The sequence below is a fragment of the Gottfriedia sp. S16(2024) genome (assembly GCF_050473765.1).
GTDB lineage: Bacteria > Bacillota > Bacilli > Bacillales > Bacillaceae_G > Gottfriedia.
Window position 1 is genome coordinate 581053 of sequence record NZ_JBFLUO010000001.1, and the last position, 16775, is coordinate 597827.

The following is a 16775-nucleotide window of genomic DNA, read 5'->3' on the forward strand; positions in this document are numbered from 1 at the left end:
GAAATTTTAATCATAGGATATTCTATTATATTAAGAAGAGGATAAGGCTAATGCTTTTTATATTTTGATTTTCATGTCCTTAGATTTAACGGACATGTATTTTAGGATTATTTTTTAGAATTAAAAAAAAGACTGCCTAATTTAGACAATCTTTCAGTTATTATACGTTAAGATGAAAAAATTGGTACAAACCTTGAAAGGATTGAATCCTGTATTATCCAGGACTCAATCCTCTTAATTTTGTCTTAAGTCGTCTTCCGCTTAGCTCTAAAGAAACAACAAACATTTTTCTCATTCAATAATTCCGATTTCTTGAGCCATCTGGACAGCTTCTTCCTTGTTACGCACCCCTAACTTTGTATAAGCCGTGGAAGCATAGTTTCTGACCGTTCCATTCGATAAATATAACCTTGATGCGATTGTATTGTATCGTAGTCCCTTTGCTACTAGCTGCAATATTTCTACCTCTCTAGCTGTTAGCTCATAAGCAGTTGCTTTTGATTGTGGTGTCTCATTTTGCGCATCAAACTTCTCAAATATTTTGTGAGACATTCCCTGATCTATCAGGGTCCCACCTCTATGAATAAGTCGGATCGCATAAGCTAGCTCCAACGTTTCCATAGATTTAAGTAAAAAACCATTCGCACCGTTACGAAGGGTGTCCAACGCCTGTTCTGTATCCTGAAACGTTGTAAAAATTAATACACGGATATGTGGCCATTGTTGCTTAATCTTTTTGGTTGCTTCAACTCCATCCATGTGCTGCATATCTAAATCCATTAGTACAATGTCGGGTTGAAAGCGCCCGCATAAGTTGATGGCTTGCTCGCCATCTTCAGCCAAACCGACTACATTTAAATCTTCATATCTTTCGAGAAGCGTCCTCAAACTTTCCCGAACAAACAGTTGATCGTCGACAATTAACAAACGAATCAATCCATCATTTATTTCAGTTTGTCGCGGTATAGTACATGTAACAAGCATTCCTTCATCTGGCTTTGTATAGACAGACAATTGACCTTGCAAATTCATTGCCCGCTCTTTCATCGCTTTAATACCGAAGCCTTCCTGCCATTCTACATTTCCCTTACCATTATCTTGCACTTCCAACCTAGTAAATTGTTGTTCAAACTGCAATGAAACTATAATTTCATTTCCCTGACCATGACGTACTGCATTTGTAAGCGACTCTTGTAAGCAACGGATAAATGCTATTCTCGCTTGCTGAGACAGTTCGTATTCCTCTCCAAATGCTCGAAAGCTTACATTCACCCGAGCATACTCTTGAAATTCAGCTCCAAGATTTTGTAGAGATTGAATTAAGGAAAGCGATTGACACGGAGAATCCATTTGATGTAGGTAACCTCTCACGTCCCCAATGCTTTTACGTCCCATTTCAAGCAGAGAATCTAGCTTCTCTATACCCTTTTCAGAAACAAGTTCGGTACGCAGCGTTTCCATACCCAAAATAATGGAGGTATAAGCGTGACCAACTGTATCATGAAGCTCACTCGACAGCCTACTTCGTTCCTCTGCAAGTGTAATACGTTCGATCTGAGACATATATTGCTCAAGAACAGCGTTTTGTTTAGAAATCGCTTCATTTTGCTTATGATTGACGATTAATAAATGAAAAGCGAATCCCATTACATAAGCAAATCCGTAGTAGGTGACCATAATCCAATAGCTATTACTTGGTGCAACCGCATAGAAAATTCCAGTTATAATAAAAATTGTTGTCGGAGCTGTCCAATAATAGGACAAATGCCTACTATTTGCTGCGATAAGAAACACCGATATAAGAAATGTGTTGTTAGCTTCTGGAAATAAAGAAGTTAAATAGATACATAGTCCGCCATATAGCAATATTTCTGTGAACAAGTAATATTTGTAATTGAACAGTAAGGCTACCCATGGAATAGAGAAGGTAACAACCTCCCAAGGAATAATAATCCAAAGTGGTAATGTTAAACCATCCTGAAAATTTAATGTAGCTAGGATGATAGAAATACTAACAAGTAGACGGATTCCTAACATAATCCAATCATACCAAAACCAATACTTAACCATATTCAACAAGTCATTTACCCCCTAAGTAGCCTTCCTTCTTACTTCCTATATTATAGAATAATCTTTCTCGCATTTTTATAACTTTTAAGTATAGGCCGCAAACATCTATCGATTTAGCTGTCGAATCATACTGCGTGTATAACCTCCAATTTTTTTTGCCAGAACATCTACTATTTTAATGCTTATGGCGGTAGTCACTATACCAATAGACATTACAAGGAGCGACTTGGCCAAAGTATCGATCTTCATGAAAATAATATTCATGTCGATGTATTGATACAGTAGTGGTGCCAATAGAAACATAAGTGGCATTACATATAAAATGACTGCACTAATGAGACTGAAAATTCCAATCACAAATTTCCGCATTAACCAAAATACAGCAGACCAGCTGCGACGATTCGTAAGCCCTAATTTTACTTGAGCCCAGTCCGATGTATCTATTGTTACACTTCTATTGTAAGAGTCTGTCGAAATATCAGTGTAAATTTTCGTTTGTATGCGCTCGAATTGGATAAAAGATGTGGTAGTCTGAAGTACGCGTATAATTAGTGGAATCCCGACTACGGTAAATGAAAGGGTCAAACTCAATAGTAAAGCTACGAGATAAAAACAAAAATAAAACAGTCCTGTAACAAAAGTTAGCAATAAAAAGTAACCATTCTGGATGAATCTTAATTTCATAAGGTTCATCACTCCTCTCCGTTTGATAACAGCATCATACTGCTGACTTTGTCAAACTCACTAGTGTAAAAATGTCATATGACATTTTTATATAATGCTAAAAAAGTAGAAGCAGCCTACTCCTTTTTAAAACAAGATGATTTCCTCTACAAAACAATCCCGTTCTTGACTCTGCAAGAAGGGATTGTTTTGAACTCTTATTTAATATGAGATGGACTTGTTTTTCGGATATGAAAAATTATATCGAATTGCTCAAGCAATGAAGTATCATTATATAACGAACTATTCGGGATGAGCTGTCCCCCTATACTCAGTAATGGCCTCTTTTCTCTAACCCATTTCTTTGCTTGACCATTAAGGTGACGATTATCTAACAAAAACATATTATATGGGACTTTTCCAAGGATAAAATTGAAACTATTCACATCTTGTGGAATAGTATCCGTTGCAATCTTACCGCCAGTGGAAGGACTATATTCGCTGTATAAGGTGAATTTCCCCTCCGTAGTTGTACTACCAATTGAGACATAATTATTGTCTAAACGTTCTTTCAAAAACTGTCCAGCAACATTAGGGTATAATTTCTCATCGATAATACCTTTGGCTATGTGAATATTGTGTGCCCAAACCATAGTTTTACCGCCAAATGTCTCTTGTGCCCACATTGCATGATCGGCTAAATATTGATCGTGTAGTTTCACCATACTTGAATAATCATTAGGAAGTAGCATTGTGGTAAATTCCTCTATTACATTCGCCGTCTCTTTCACCCAGATCAACTCGGATGAAACTGTCTCTGTGTTTGCATGTTCATTTTCATCATTTAACAATTGGACTACTTTCTCAGCATTTGCCTTGAATTTATCTTTTGTTTTAGGATCAAGCTGCATATATTCCTGTATACTTCCAGTGTAAGAAGAAAGCTCTTTATAGTTTTCTTCTACTTCTGCAAGCAAATCTGGTCGATGTAATTTTACATAATCAATTACTTTATTAAAGACACTTTGGTCCATTGTTTTTAAGTCAAGTCCGATAAATTGGATTTTCTTTTTATTGGATGGATCAGCATTATAATCTTTCATCCACTCAATCATGGCTATAATTTCATCAGTAGGATATAACAATTTTAAAAATTCCCTAGGGTTTCCTTTTCCTGTTTGGATATATTCATTTAGCTTTAAGCCGTTTCCCCAATCTTCTTCCATTCCGAAATTCGTAAAACCCATCTCGGTAACCAAATATTTCACAAGGCGAAACTTCATGGTGAAAATTTCAGAGCTTCCATGAGTATTCTCTCCTAATCCTACATATTGTGCGCTCCCAATCATGGTCTTAAGTGGTTTTAAATCGTCAAATGGTTTAGACGGTTCTATCGTGTTTAATGGCTTTGCCTGTGATTGTATTGATTTAACGATATTATTTTGGAATGGTTGAGCTGAATCTTTTACTGTTACCGTTTGAGCTTTTACTTCTCCAACACATCCAGCGACTAATATAGCTGTACTAACCATTGCACAATACATCTTTTTCTTTTTCTTATTCATTTTCCTCACCTCAATTGAATTTTTTCAAAAGCAATTTTGATTCATGTACTTACACGGACTCAATCAATTGCTTTTATTCAATTGTTAGTGCTTCAATATCACATTTACTAGTTACATATTGTCATAAGATTACCATTACACTTCGTAATATCGGTTTTATCAGTATTTTTTTGAATATTAAACTCTATTTTTACTTCCTATTAATCCTTTCAATATTCGGCTAAACTGCCACTGTCATTCAGTGCAATAAAAAAAAATCGAATTACATTCGATTTTTTTTGTACAACTAAATTCTTCTTGATATAGACTCATGCTTTCATTTACAGGTCTTATTTTTCTTAAAACAAATGAATGTTTTCCTTCTTACATGCTTCTCGTATTTCATCAGGCCATACAGAAGATTGAACTTCACCAATATGCGCTTTACGTAAGAAGAACATGCACATTCTTGATTGCCCAATACCACCACCAAGTGTTAGTGGAAGCACTTCTTCTAAAATACCTTTATGAAAATCATACTCGCGTTTGAAATCTTCACCTGTCTTCGTTAACTGCTCATCAAGTGATTTACGATCAACACGGATACCCATTGATGATAATTCAAATGAAGATTGCAATACTGGATGCCAGAATAAGATGTCTCCGTTTAATTTCCAATCGTCATAGTCAGCTGCACGTCCATCATGTTTTTCACCAGAACGAAGTACATCGCCAATTCCAATAATAAAAACTGCACCGTGCTCTTTTGCAATCGCATGCTCACGATCTTTCGGTGTTAATTCTGGGTATTTATCTTCTAATTCTTGGGCTGTGATAAATACGATATCTTCTGGTAAATACTTCCCAAGATACGGATATTTTTCAAATAAATGATTTTCCAAATCTTTGAAGATTCCATAAATTGTTTTTACGGTTTCTTGTAAATAATCTACTGTGCGCCATTCTTTTTGTATAATTTTTTCCCAATCCCATTGGTCAACGTAAATTGAATGAGTTGCATCAAGTTCCTCATCACGGCGAATCGCGTTCATATTTGTATATAAACCTTCACCAGCTTCATAACCATATTCATGCAGTGCAAATCGTTTCCATTTCGCTAGTGAGTGAACAATTTCTAACTCTTCTCCTGAATGAAGCATATCAAATTCAATTGGGCGTTCTACACCGTTTAAGTGATCGTTTAAACCTGATTTTTTTGTTACGAATAATGGTGCAGATACGCGGAACATTCCAAGACGTTTTGATAATTGATCCTCAAAAAATGTTTTAACTTCCTTAATTGCGATTTGTGTCTCTCTTACTGTCATTAATGATTGATACATGCCTATTTCCCCCTAAAATGTTTGGATGTAGTAGAAAAAAGCCAACAAAAAAAGCCCTTCTTTCCCAAAAAACTGGGACGAAAGGCTTTGGTTCCGCGGTACCACCCAAATTAGCAACAGAGGTTGCTCACTTATTTTAGTACGGAGATTAGAGAGATCTCGATACTGTTCTTCTTTAACGGCGAAGTTCACGGCTAAGTCTACTTTCCTCTAAAGGATTTCGGTTAGCGACTCCAGGAGGTTCTTCATAATAGGCTTCGTATCAGGCTCACACCACCCCTGACTCGCTTTGTCTACGTCCTACTACTACTCGTCCTTTCACAGTCGTTATGTTGTCACATCTCTGAAACATTTTATTAATGATTATTTTATAGATAAAAATGAGAAAGTCAACATTTTTTTCACTTTTTATTTTATTCTAACAAATAACTAAGATCATGATTTGGACTTAAATTGTTTTCATTTACGTTTTTTACAGCCAGTAATAAACCGATGAACGGTAGGTTTTAAACATTGTAATGAACCCTTGTTTTATGGATGGCTAATGCACTACGTTTGTATTATGAGGTCACTGGTTTAGTTACATAACGTTATTAAGTATTTATTACTTATTAATTGGTGATTTTTCTTTTTCCCAATTTGAAGGACGCTCATTTTCGGGTAAAAATTTTCTCCAATATTCACCAGTTTCTTTATTAAAAATAATGACATTATTAGCGTTTACTGGAATCATTTCGTATTTATAATCATTTGAAAATTTGGATGTACTATTTTTATTATTTGAAAAAGTTAACATTATAAATAACCCTAAAATAGCACAACCAATTATAATTGAAACACCCATAAAAGCTGAATTACTTTTCATTTTCCACATCTTCATTTTACAAAATTTAACAAATTCTATTGCTTACACATTCTATAAAACAGTTGTTTTATCCTCTTTCCTTATTGAACTAACTGCCATTTACTTGAATAAGAAAAAAATGGGTAAAATAGAAAGGATTTATCAGACAAATGAAAAGAAAGGATGATGAAGATGGAGAATTCAAAGAACAAATCCACCAAAACGAGCATTAATTGTCCAAACTGTAATTCAAACATTTCCATTAATGACGAGTATTCAAATAGTAGTAACGTAATTCAAGAACATTATGAATATGAGTGTCCAAATTGTGGAAAGCCAGACCTTTTTTATAATAAAAAATAAATCTTAAAAACGACTCTTAGAGTCGTTTTTTTAAATTAAACATAAAAAGTAATTGCAATTGCACCCCTTTTCCCGATTCTTTAATTTGTTCTGTTTCACTAATATTTCTTTATCTTTCCATTGAATACTAAAAGGCTAAATTGCATTTTTTCGCACTATCAAATTTATTTCATAAAAAATAAAAAAACAGAAACCAGCCACTTCAATCGACTGTTTCTGTTTTTAAATATTATTTCCCTTTATTACGTGTCATTACGTCAAATACAACTGCAAGAACAAGAACTGCTCCTCGAATGATGTATTGGTATGAAATATCAATACCCATTAAGTTCATCCCACTTGTTAATGAAGCCATTACGAATGCACCGATAATAGTACCTGTTACTTTACCAACACCACCAGCAGCAGAAACACCACCTACATAAGCTGCAGCAATTGCATCTAACTCAAACATTGTACCTGCTTGGGGAGAAGCAGATGCAAGTCGAGCTGTAAACAATACGCCTGAAAGGGCTGCAAGCATACTCATTGAACCGAATACAATGTAAGTGATTTTCTTTACGCTAATTCCACTTAACTGTGCTGCTTCAGGGTTTCCACCAACTGCATAAATGTGACGCCCTAAAGGAGTTCTTGTTGTAATGAAATGGTAGACTACTACAACAATAAACATGATCACAGCAGTCCAAGAAATTCCTTGATAGCCGGCAAGAATATAGCAAATGTAACCAATGATACCAGAAATAAACAATAATTTAATAATTTGCATCGGCATTGAAAGTACTTCAAAACCGTACTTTATGTTTACGTTTCTCTTTTTAAAATCACTCCAGATAAAAAGAATGATAGAGATCGCACCAATTAATAGTGTTGATATGTGTAAACCATTCAAATTTCCTAAACTAGGAATATAGCCATTTCCAATCGCCTTAAAGCTTTCGTTAGCAACGATGATCGTACCAGTTTTAACAAGAGACATTAGTAGTAATCCCTTGAATATTAACATGCCTGCTAATGAAACTACGAATGAAGGAATTCCTAAATTAGCAACAAAGAATCCATTAATTAGACCAATAATAGCGCCAAATACTAGAACTGCAATGATTGAAATCCAGACTGGCAAACCATGTGTTAGAAATAGAGCAACTACTGCTCCTAGAAAACCAGCAACGAAACCAACTGAAAGATCAATATGTCGAATGACAATTACTAATGTCATACCAACTGCAAGGACTGCAACATAACCTGTCATATTGATTAAATCACTTAAGTTACGAGATGACATAAATAATCCATCTGTATTTAACGTAAAAACTAACATTATTACTGCAAGAGCTATATACATTCCATATTCACGGATGTTTTTTCTTAATAACATGCCTGCTTCTTGAAAAAAGTTCATTTTATTCAACCTCTCTTAAACGGTAGCTAGAGCCATAACGCTCTCTTGAGTTGCTTCTTCTCTTGATAATTCCCCGGTTATTTTACCTTCTGCCATAACATAAATTCGATCACTCATTCCAAGGACTTCTGGAAGTTCAGAGGAAATCATGATAATGCTCATGCCTTGTTCAACCAGTAGATTCATAAAACTATAGATTTCAAATTTTGCACCTACGTCTATTCCACGAGTAGGTTCATCGAGAATTAGTACATTCGGATTTGTAAATAACCATTTACTCAACGATACTTTTTGCTGATTACCACCACTCAACTTCCCTACAATTGAAGTAATTGATGGAGCTTTAATGTTTAACTTGTTTAAGTAATCATTTGCAACGACAATTTCTTCATGTTGATTAATTACGCTTGACTTGGAAATTTCAAATAAGTTCGTAATCGAAATATTATTTTTAATATCTTGTTCAAGGATCAATCCGTCGCCTTTACGATCCTCTGTTACATAAGCTATTCCAGCTTTTATTGCATCTTTTGGATGTTTAAAACGCTTTTGCTCCCCTTGCACTAAAACGGAGCCATCAAGTTTGAAATTTGTCGGATTTCCAAAAATACTTTTTGCTAGTTCTGTTCGACCTGATCCCATCAATCCAGCAATACCGATAATTTCGCCTTTTCGAACATTTAGATCAATATGATGAAGAATCTTACGACCTAATTTTGGATCGTACACATTCCAGTCTTTTAATTCTAATGAAACTTCACCAAACTTTTGATTTGGGCGCTTCGGATAAATATCATCAATTTCACGACCAACCATATGTTTGATTATTGTGTTTTCGGTGATTTCTTCTTTATTTAAAGAGCAAATTGTTTTTCCGTCGCGAAGTACAGTAACCGTATCTGCAACAGCAATTACTTCTTTAAGTTTGTGCGAAATCATAATACAAGAAATTCCTTGATTCTTTAGCTCTTCCATCAAGAAAAGTAGGTTTTCACTATCATCTTCATTTAAAGCAGCCGTAGGCTCATCGAGAATAAGCAATTTAACATCTTTACTAAGTGCTTTTGCTATTTCAACCAGTTGCTGTTTCCCTACGCCTAACTCTTTAATTTGCACTTCCGGATTTACATCTAGCTTTACTTTTTTTAGCATTTCGATTGCTTTAACAATCGTTTCATTGAAATCAACAGTTATTCCCTTTTTAATTTCATGTCCGATAAAAATATTTTCGTAAACGGACAGCTCAGGAAAAAGAGATAATTCCTGATAAATGATTCCGATACCCTTTTTTTCACTATCACTTATTTTTGAAAACTTTTGAACTTCGTCTCCAAAAACAATATCACCTGTATAGGTTCCAAATGGATAAATACCACTTAATACTTTCATTAAAGTCGATTTTCCAGCACCGTTTTCACCGACTAAACAATGTATTTCCCCTTTTCTAACCTTGAAGTTAACATCGCTTAATGCCTTCACACCTGGAAACTCTTTTGAGATATTTCTCATCTCTAAAATAAATTCACTCATATGATCCGTCTCCCGAATTTGCCATCTACTTGAGTCATTGATTAAATTGAATAATTAACAAAATAGTGACGGTTAGACCATCACTATTTTGCAAGTTCTTTCTTCTATTAATTACTTCAATCCAGTGAAGTCAGAAGCGCTATAGTATCCAGAATCAACTAAATCCTTCTTCACTGTGCTTTGGTCAACAACAATAATATCTGTTTGTTTTGTTTTGATATCAGCTTTACCGTTGTTTGTAACGCCTGAAGCATCAGGTGTTTCATTTTTTAAGATTGAAGTTGCAGTAGCGATTGCATCTTTAACTAATGTACGAACGTCTTTGAAAACAGTCATAGATTGTTTACCGTCAATAATGTACTGTACAGAAGCTTTTTCAGCATCTTGACCAGAAATTATATATGAAGTTACATCTTTATCTGCTTTAAATGTATCTGCGATTGAACGAGCAGTCCCGTCATTTGGAGCAAGAACTAATACATCGCCTTTATCAGCTTTTGTAGCTTTTGTTAAGTTAGATGAAGTTAAGTTTTTAGCTACGTTGAAATCCCAGTTAGTTGTAACTTGACCGATAATTTTTGCTTGCTCATCACGAGTTAAATCAGCTTTAGCTTTTAAGCTATTTGCAGCTGCTGAATTCTCAACTTTGAAAGTTCCATCAGCAATTTTTGGTTGAAGAACTTTCCAAGCACCTTGGAAGAATAAGAATGCATTGTTATCAGATGCAGCGCCAGCGTATAGGTATAAAGGTTGACCTGATTTCCCTGAAGCATGATCTACAAGATATTGTGCTTGTGCAGCACCTACAGCAACGCTATCAAATGATACATAGTAATCAACTGCGTCAGTACCTGTAATTAAACGATCATAAGAAATTACTTTAACACCAGCAGCTTTTGCAGCTTCAGCTGAAGCAGCAGCAGCAGCACCGTCTTGAGGACAAATAATTAAAACTTTGATGCCTTTTGCAATTAAAGAATCAACGTTTGCTTTTTCTTTAGCTGAGTCACCTTGTGAGAATAAAATTTCAACTGAATAATCTGTATCTTTTAAAGCATTTTTAAAGCGAGTTTCATCTTGAGTCCAACGTGGCTCATCTTTCGTAGGTAAAACGATACCAATATCGACTTTACCATTTTTACTTTTCTTACCAGCAGAAGTGCTATCACTTGATGTTGCTGATGATCCACATCCAGCTGCAACAAGAGTCATTACTAAAAATACTGAAATTATTGCAAAAATCTTTGATAACTTTTTCAAAGTGTTTCCCCCTTTTTTTCTGGTTACGCTTACATAAATAAGGTTATCACGATTTTTATTGGAAACGCTTACCCATTTCCTTCACTCTTTTGTCTATTATCTGCACTAATTTACCTCAACTCGGAAAACGTTTACATTCAGAATATTAAAACTAGCATTATCTTAACTTTGGGACATATTAGTACAGTTAATTTCGATTTAAATCAAAAAAAGAGTCAAACAGAAAACTCAATAAAAGTATTTACAAATTAATAAAGCAATTCGTAAATACAGTCATTAAGTATGTCGTTAGACTCTTTTATTACTAACTATTCAAATAAAATAAGTAATCGTTTATCAGTTCAAATTCAAGTATTTTTCCCTTTAAATATTCATTAAAACTTTCTTCCTATATTCCTTAGGAGATTCATTCGTACATTTTTTAAATACTCGACTAAAATAATTTGGATCATTATAGCCAACTTGGTAACAAATTTCTTTTAAATTCAATTCTCTTTTTTCCATTAATTGTTTCGCTTTATTAATTCTTAAGTTCATTAAATAATCACTGAAAGTCTCACCTGTTTGCTTTTTAAATAGTTTACTAAAGTAAACTGGATTCAATTTTAAATAGTTGGCCACTTGCTCAAGTGAGAGATCCTCTATGAAGTGATGAGCGATAAATTCCCTTGCCAATATCATCAGATGATTCGTCTTAATTTCTTTTTCTCGATCAATCTTTGTAATTAAATTAATGATTTGTTGCTCCACAATCATCTTCAATTGATTGATTTCATTCATTTCTGGAATATGAAATTTCTCAACTTCAATCGATGAATTACGAAGAGATTGGAAAATTTGATTAAATAGTGAATTTAATTCCGTTCTAACTTGCGAAACATCATAATGACTAAATCTTTCATACAAATTATTAAATTGATTCATAACGTCTTCTAGATCCGCTTTTCTAAAAGAATCAATTAAAACTTGTTTTTCCTCGTCTGGTATACTGATAGAATGACTCAATGAATGCTGATTAACACGCGTTAATTCATCACATTCTAAACTTGCATGAAATGCCTCATTATATGATTGTCGTAACCCTTCAATTCCTTGCTTTAAAGACCCAATACCAATCACTGTTTGATAACCAGTTTGATTTTCTATGTATTCAATCGTTTTTAAAGCATCTTGATAGAGTACAAGTGTTTGAAGATCGGCTTCTCGGTTAGGCTGTACTGGAATAAATATGGCTAATTGGCCATCTACAACAGGGCTGATTAAACAATTCCTCGAAGATTTCATAAAGTGTCTAACACATTCATAAATTCTCCTTTGTTCTTTGTCATTTTGACTAATTTCTTTAGGCAATTTAATGACACTTGCATAACCTAACTCGATTTCAAAACCGAGAATGCTAGAAAGTTGAGACATATTTAGTTCTTGAACAGTATTAAACATTAACATTAATGTATATTCATTTTCAGTGAGAGGGCGTATAATCGATAAATTTTCAATAGCCTCTAATTCTTGTAATCTTTTCTTATGATCATCTTCTATTTCATCGATCATCTTCTGAAGTAAAGAGATGATATGATCTCGTTTAGCAGGCTTTAAAATATAATCTTTAACACCTAATGAAATGGCCTCTTGTGCATATGTAAAGTAGTCATATGCAGTGACAATGAATATTTTTGTATCAGGTAGTTTTTGCTTTATAACCGAAACAGCTTCAAGCCCTTGAATACCAGGCATTTTTATATCCATAAAGATAATATGAGGCTGGTATTCTATTGATTTTTCAATCGCAACTCGTCCATTTTCAGCTTGTTCAAATTGAAATTGATTAGGCATTGATCGATTTATCATCAATTCAAGTCCCTCGCGCTCTAATGGTTCATCATCAACAATTAATAAACGATACATAGTTACCTCCTTTAATTTTAAAATTTTGATGAGACAGGAAGCTTTAATATAATGGTTGTCCCTTTATTTATTTCACTTTTGATATCAACAATATCTTCTTCTCCATAAAAGAGGCGCCAGCGTTTAAACACATTTGTTGTACCTAATCCAGTTGAGCTTTTTTGAGAGATGATCGGCATAGACGATGTTAAAAGAGCCTCTCTAGTCTCCTCTTTCATACCAGCACCATTATCATAAATTTCGATGTAAATATATTTTTCAGAATTCTTAATCGTAATTCCTATTACTGCACCTTGCTCCATCCCCTCGATACCGTGTATAAATGCGTTTTCAAGAAGTGGTTGCAATGTTAAACAAGGAACTTTATTCCCTAAACATGATTCTTCTATATTTAATTCGAAGCGTACACGATCTCTAAACCTCGCCTTTTGAATCGAAAAATATTCTTCAGCATTCTTGATTTCTTCCAAAAGAGTGACAGGCTCGTCTAGTTTTCGTAAATTATAACGCAGCAAATTCGAGGTCGATACTGTTAGATCACTCGTTTGCTCAGCCCCTTCTATATAAGCTAACTTAGATATAACGTTTAACGTATTGAACAGGAAATGCGGGTTAATCTGACTTTGTAAGGCTTTTAATTCAAGTTCCTTTACAAGTCGGTCCTTTTCTACAATTTCAATATTTTTAATCATTAAATTACTTAAATTCTTTGACATTTCATTGAGGATTTTCCCAAGAATTCCGATTTCATTGTTTTGATACAATGTGGGGGGAGCCACATTAAAATTACCTTTACCAATTTGTTTAGCCATATAAACTAATCGATTGATTGGAATGACGATACTTCTAGACAACCATATTGCAAAAACAATACTAATGATAGTCGTTATAACGAACAACTGGACACCTAATTGATTCATAGACTGAGTATTTGCAATAATCTTTCGAAAAATAGGCTGATAATTACTGAGCTCTAAATCAACTAAGTTTTGACTATCCTCTCTAATAAACCCTGATATCTTCTCTATATCCCGGTATTGATCTGTATAACTTGAAAAATTTTGAGAGACTAAATTATCTGTAATTGATGATTCTAACCCTAGAAAAGAATCAATCATATGGGTAAAGTTTTCTAACACAAGCTGATTATTTTTAGTAGCATTATGTGTTAATAATTCTTTTTTTAATTTTTGTAAATTACTTTTATGCTGCAAAATCGATCGATAGTTTTTTGGCTGTGGATTAATAATATAACTACTTACCAAACTTAAATTCTCTTGGGTTTCAGAAGAGATTTGTTTATATAAAAATATTTTATTAATCATTAAATTATAACTCTCTTGAACCTTCTTACCATTTTCAAATATAAAAAATGAAACTAGATTTAGTAAAATAACTAAAATAGGAATAAAAATAAATAACTTTGTCCTAATTTTCAACGTTTCTCCTCCTGATCAACGTTTCTTTAGTCACCACCTCGGTTGGTGTAAAATTTTCTTTATTAATAACTTTTCCATGTAACGAATCAATTAATAATCCGACAGATTGAACGCCCATTTCATATGGCTTCTGAATAACAGTTGCTTTAATCGCATCATCTTGAACTGCTTGGAGTGTACCTTCGATATTATCAAATCCAAATATCTCTACTTGATTTAACTTTAAATTTTTTGATGCATTCAAAATGCCAATCGCGTCTAAAGCACTTGTACCAACCATAACTGAAATGTCTTTATTATTACGTAACATACTTTCAGTTTGAAGCTTTGCTTGAATAATCGATATATTAGAGGACTCGATATCCTTTACTACTAATTTAGGATGCTTTTTCACAATACTTAAAAAGCCATTTAATCTCGCCTGCTGACTTTCTGATTTTTCACTCCCAATAATAACGCCAATTTTTCCAACACCATTCGTTTCCTCTACGACAACTTTTCCTAACTGCTCTCCTGCGCTAAAATTATTTGTACCAACATAAGCAATACGCTTACTCTTTGGCGCATCTGTATCAATTGTAATAACAGGAATATGTTGTGAAACCGCTTTATTAATTACGGGCGAAAAAGTATTCTCATCAAGACTTTGTACGATAATACCGTCCACCTGAGAAGCAATTGCCTTTTCTAATAATTTAATTTGTTCTTCCGGACTTGTACGTAAAGGACCGATATATTCAACATTTACTCCAAATTTTTCTGCAGCAACATCTGCCCCTTCTTGTACTTTCCTCCAATAAGGATTATCAAACTCCTGCGAAATAAGGACAAAATGGAGTTTTTTCTTCGGTTCTACTTCTCGATCCTGTAGTTTTTGAACTGAATTTTCAATATTTCTAGCATTTATTTCAAAATGAATAAGTACATAAACAAACAATAAAAAAAGTACGCTTAAAATAATCGACCATTTTTTCTCTTCCATAACGTCCTCCAGTCCTATATTAAAATAGTACATTTTGATTATACAGTTTACAAGACTATTAAACTTTACAATTTTTTCCCTTTTATTTTATTCGAACGAATGAATCGTTTAATAAGGAAATTTGTAACCTCAAACTACCTTTACTAAAAAAACGTTATATTGAGATTTTTTCAAAAAAAAAGATCCGATATGAGACAAGATCTGTTTGAAAAAATATCAAAGCTTACCAATCCCTTTTTTTGATCAAAAAACACATGGTGAATTAATTAAATCGCCTACCTGAACTGAATTCAACCTAATCAGATACCCGCCATATAAAAGGATTCCAACAAGGCACAAATTCATAATAAATGTAACAATCGGTGTAATCATGGCAATCACACGCGCTGCTTTTATTGCACTTTGTGAATAATCTTTATTTGCATTTTTAAATTACTTCGTTTCGTAATCAGACCTTACAAAAGCACTAGAAAATACGGTGACGCTGACTTAGGCTTATCAATTACCCAGTCAATTACTAATGCTCACGGCGGTAATATAATAGTAGAAAGTAAAGTGTTTCAGGAAAAGGTAGTACGTTTATTGTTCAATTGCCGATTTGAATATGTAATTGATTTATTGAAAATTGAAATGTGCTTCCTCATAACTGTCTTTAATGGAAATCAACCTTAACCATGATAATGTTGTTGAACACTAATTGACGAACTCATTTTTCAACAGTTTAAAGCCACCTTATAAGGTGGCTTCTTTATTTTTCAAGCGAAGTACCAGACCTACATAAAAAAGGCTAGCAATAAGCACACCTTCTTAAACACGGATATAAATTTAATCTAATTATGATGGAGACGGAAATCTTGCCGCTTCAAAATGCGTACTAACCTCACCATCAACATTTGTATCAATCGTACCAGCTATGCTACTTTGAGCAAAAACCTCAACCTTATCCATAGCATTAAGTTTCGCGATTGTTGAGACATTTACAGTATTTCCAAAGAGTATTGGACCAAAGAAATCATTATCAATAGCGATTGCAGGTTTTCCATTTACGCGAATTTCGATCCGTACTCTATAATCGACATTGTTGTTAACAGGGAAAAAAGTAATCGTTCCAGAAACTAAATAGACCCCATTATTTCTTGTTCTAAATATTGAAGTAAACGGATTATATTCATTTGCTAAATCAAATTGTTTTTTATTGTAGTTTACTTTTACAAAAGTATTTTCGGGCACGGTTTGAGTTACATTGCTTACAGCTCTAAAAGCCGATGCAATATTAATATTCTCTTTATTCTCTTTATTCTCTTCATTTGAATCATTTGGTTTTTTCATTTTTGGAGGCACACTTTTCACTTCACTCTCTAATAAACTCCTATCATTATATTTAGAATAGACTTAAGTGATTGTATGCTTGTCCATGAGCAATAGCTATA

13 protein-coding genes and 1 other annotated feature are annotated in these 16775 nt (G+C 33.7%); all 13 genes read right to left on the reverse strand.

The genetic code is table 11. The features are described from left to right. Positions 1-291 precede the first annotated feature (291 nt). Positions 292-2079 (reverse strand): response regulator, encoded by a 1788-nt coding sequence (locus AB1282_RS02940; RefSeq protein ID WP_429898403.1) that lies wholly within the window; start codon positions 2077-2079, stop codon positions 292-294. 96 nt (positions 2080-2175) lie between these two features. After that, the gene (locus AB1282_RS02945; protein WP_390310928.1) at positions 2176-2754 is read right to left on the reverse strand and encodes a sensor domain-containing protein; all 579 of its coding nucleotides are present in this window, start codon (positions 2752-2754) and stop codon (positions 2176-2178) included. 197 nt (positions 2755-2951) lie between these two features. Next, on the reverse strand, positions 2952-4298 hold the full coding sequence (locus AB1282_RS02950) for an erythromycin esterase family protein (protein ID WP_056468036.1): 1347 nt from the start codon (positions 4296-4298) through the stop codon (positions 2952-2954). A 338-nt stretch (positions 4299-4636) separates the two neighbouring features. After that, entirely contained in the window at positions 4637-5620 is a 984-nt protein-coding gene (gene asnA, locus AB1282_RS02955; RefSeq protein WP_056468033.1) for an aspartate--ammonia ligase, read from the reverse strand. A 70-nt stretch (positions 5621-5690) separates the two neighbouring features. Then, positions 5691-5951, reverse strand: a binding site (T-box leader). Positions 5952-6224: 273 nt separating this feature from the next. Then, on the reverse strand, positions 6225-6485 hold the full coding sequence (locus tag AB1282_RS02960) for a hypothetical protein (RefSeq protein WP_429898404.1): 261 nt from the start codon (positions 6483-6485) through the stop codon (positions 6225-6227). A 571-nt stretch (positions 6486-7056) separates the two neighbouring features. Continuing rightward, entirely contained in the window at positions 7057-8229 is a 1173-nt protein-coding gene (locus AB1282_RS02965; RefSeq protein ID WP_056468026.1) for a sugar ABC transporter permease, read from the reverse strand. A 15-nt stretch (positions 8230-8244) separates the two neighbouring features. Then, the gene (locus tag AB1282_RS02970; protein ID WP_429898405.1) at positions 8245-9759 is read right to left on the reverse strand and encodes an ATP-binding cassette domain-containing protein; all 1515 of its coding nucleotides are present in this window, start codon (positions 9757-9759) and stop codon (positions 8245-8247) included. Positions 9760-9870: 111 nt separating this feature from the next. Continuing rightward, positions 9871-11019 (reverse strand): sugar ABC transporter substrate-binding protein, encoded by a 1149-nt coding sequence (locus AB1282_RS02975; RefSeq protein WP_286131601.1) that lies wholly within the window; start codon positions 11017-11019, stop codon positions 9871-9873. 363 nt (positions 11020-11382) lie between these two features. Then, positions 11383-12924, reverse strand: coding sequence for a response regulator (locus tag AB1282_RS02980; RefSeq protein WP_429898406.1), 1542 nt, complete (start codon positions 12922-12924; stop codon positions 11383-11385). 17 nt (positions 12925-12941) lie between these two features. Beyond that, positions 12942-14363 carry a sensor histidine kinase gene (locus AB1282_RS02985; protein ID WP_056468019.1) on the reverse strand — a complete coding sequence of 474 codons (1422 nt, stop codon included), beginning with the start codon at positions 14361-14363 and terminating at the stop codon, positions 12942-12944. After that, positions 14353-15345 carry a sugar-binding protein gene (locus AB1282_RS02990; RefSeq protein ID WP_056468015.1) on the reverse strand — a complete coding sequence of 331 codons (993 nt, stop codon included), beginning with the start codon at positions 15343-15345 and terminating at the stop codon, positions 14353-14355. Before AB1282_RS02990 ends, AB1282_RS02985 begins: the two co-directional genes overlap by 11 nt. A 243-nt stretch (positions 15346-15588) precedes the next feature. Continuing rightward, positions 15589-15717, reverse strand: a complete 129-nt coding sequence (locus tag AB1282_RS02995; protein WP_390310933.1) for a hypothetical protein — start codon at positions 15715-15717, stop codon at positions 15589-15591. Between the two features lie 462 nt (positions 15718-16179). After that, positions 16180-16674, reverse strand: coding sequence for an ABC transporter permease (locus AB1282_RS03000; protein ID WP_056468375.1), 495 nt, complete (start codon positions 16672-16674; stop codon positions 16180-16182). Between the last annotated feature and the right edge of the window lie 101 nt (positions 16675-16775).

What these genes read in the sequence shown, in the direction of transcription:
- asnA (WP_056468033.1), bottom strand. Translation starts at nt 5,620, where the DNA reads ATGTATCAATCATTAATGACAGTAAGAGAGACACAAATCGCAATTAAG.
- AB1282_RS02980 (WP_429898406.1), bottom strand. Translation starts at nt 12,924, where the DNA reads ATGTATCGTTTATTAATTGTTGATGATGAACCATTAGAGCGCGAGGGA.
- AB1282_RS02945 (WP_390310928.1), bottom strand. Translation starts at nt 2,754, where the DNA reads ATGAAATTAAGATTCATCCAGAATGGTTACTTTTTATTGCTAACTTTT.
- AB1282_RS02995 (WP_390310933.1), bottom strand. Translation starts at nt 15,717, where the DNA reads ATGATTACACCGATTGTTACATTTATTATGAATTTGTGCCTTGTTGGA.
- AB1282_RS02960 (WP_429898404.1), bottom strand. Translation starts at nt 6,485, where the DNA reads ATGAAAAGTAATTCAGCTTTTATGGGTGTTTCAATTATAATTGGTTGT.
- AB1282_RS02990 (WP_056468015.1), bottom strand. Translation starts at nt 15,345, where the DNA reads ATGGAAGAGAAAAAATGGTCGATTATTTTAAGCGTACTTTTTTTATTG.
- AB1282_RS02970 (WP_429898405.1), bottom strand. Translation starts at nt 9,759, where the DNA reads ATGAGTGAATTTATTTTAGAGATGAGAAATATCTCAAAAGAGTTTCCA.
- AB1282_RS02950 (WP_056468036.1), bottom strand. Translation starts at nt 4,298, where the DNA reads ATGAATAAGAAAAAGAAAAAGATGTATTGTGCAATGGTTAGTACAGCT.
- AB1282_RS02965 (WP_056468026.1), bottom strand. Translation starts at nt 8,229, where the DNA reads ATGAACTTTTTTCAAGAAGCAGGCATGTTATTAAGAAAAAACATCCGT.
- AB1282_RS03000 (WP_056468375.1), bottom strand. Translation starts at nt 16,674, where the DNA reads ATGAAAAAACCAAATGATTCAAATGAAGAGAATAAAGAGAATAAAGAG.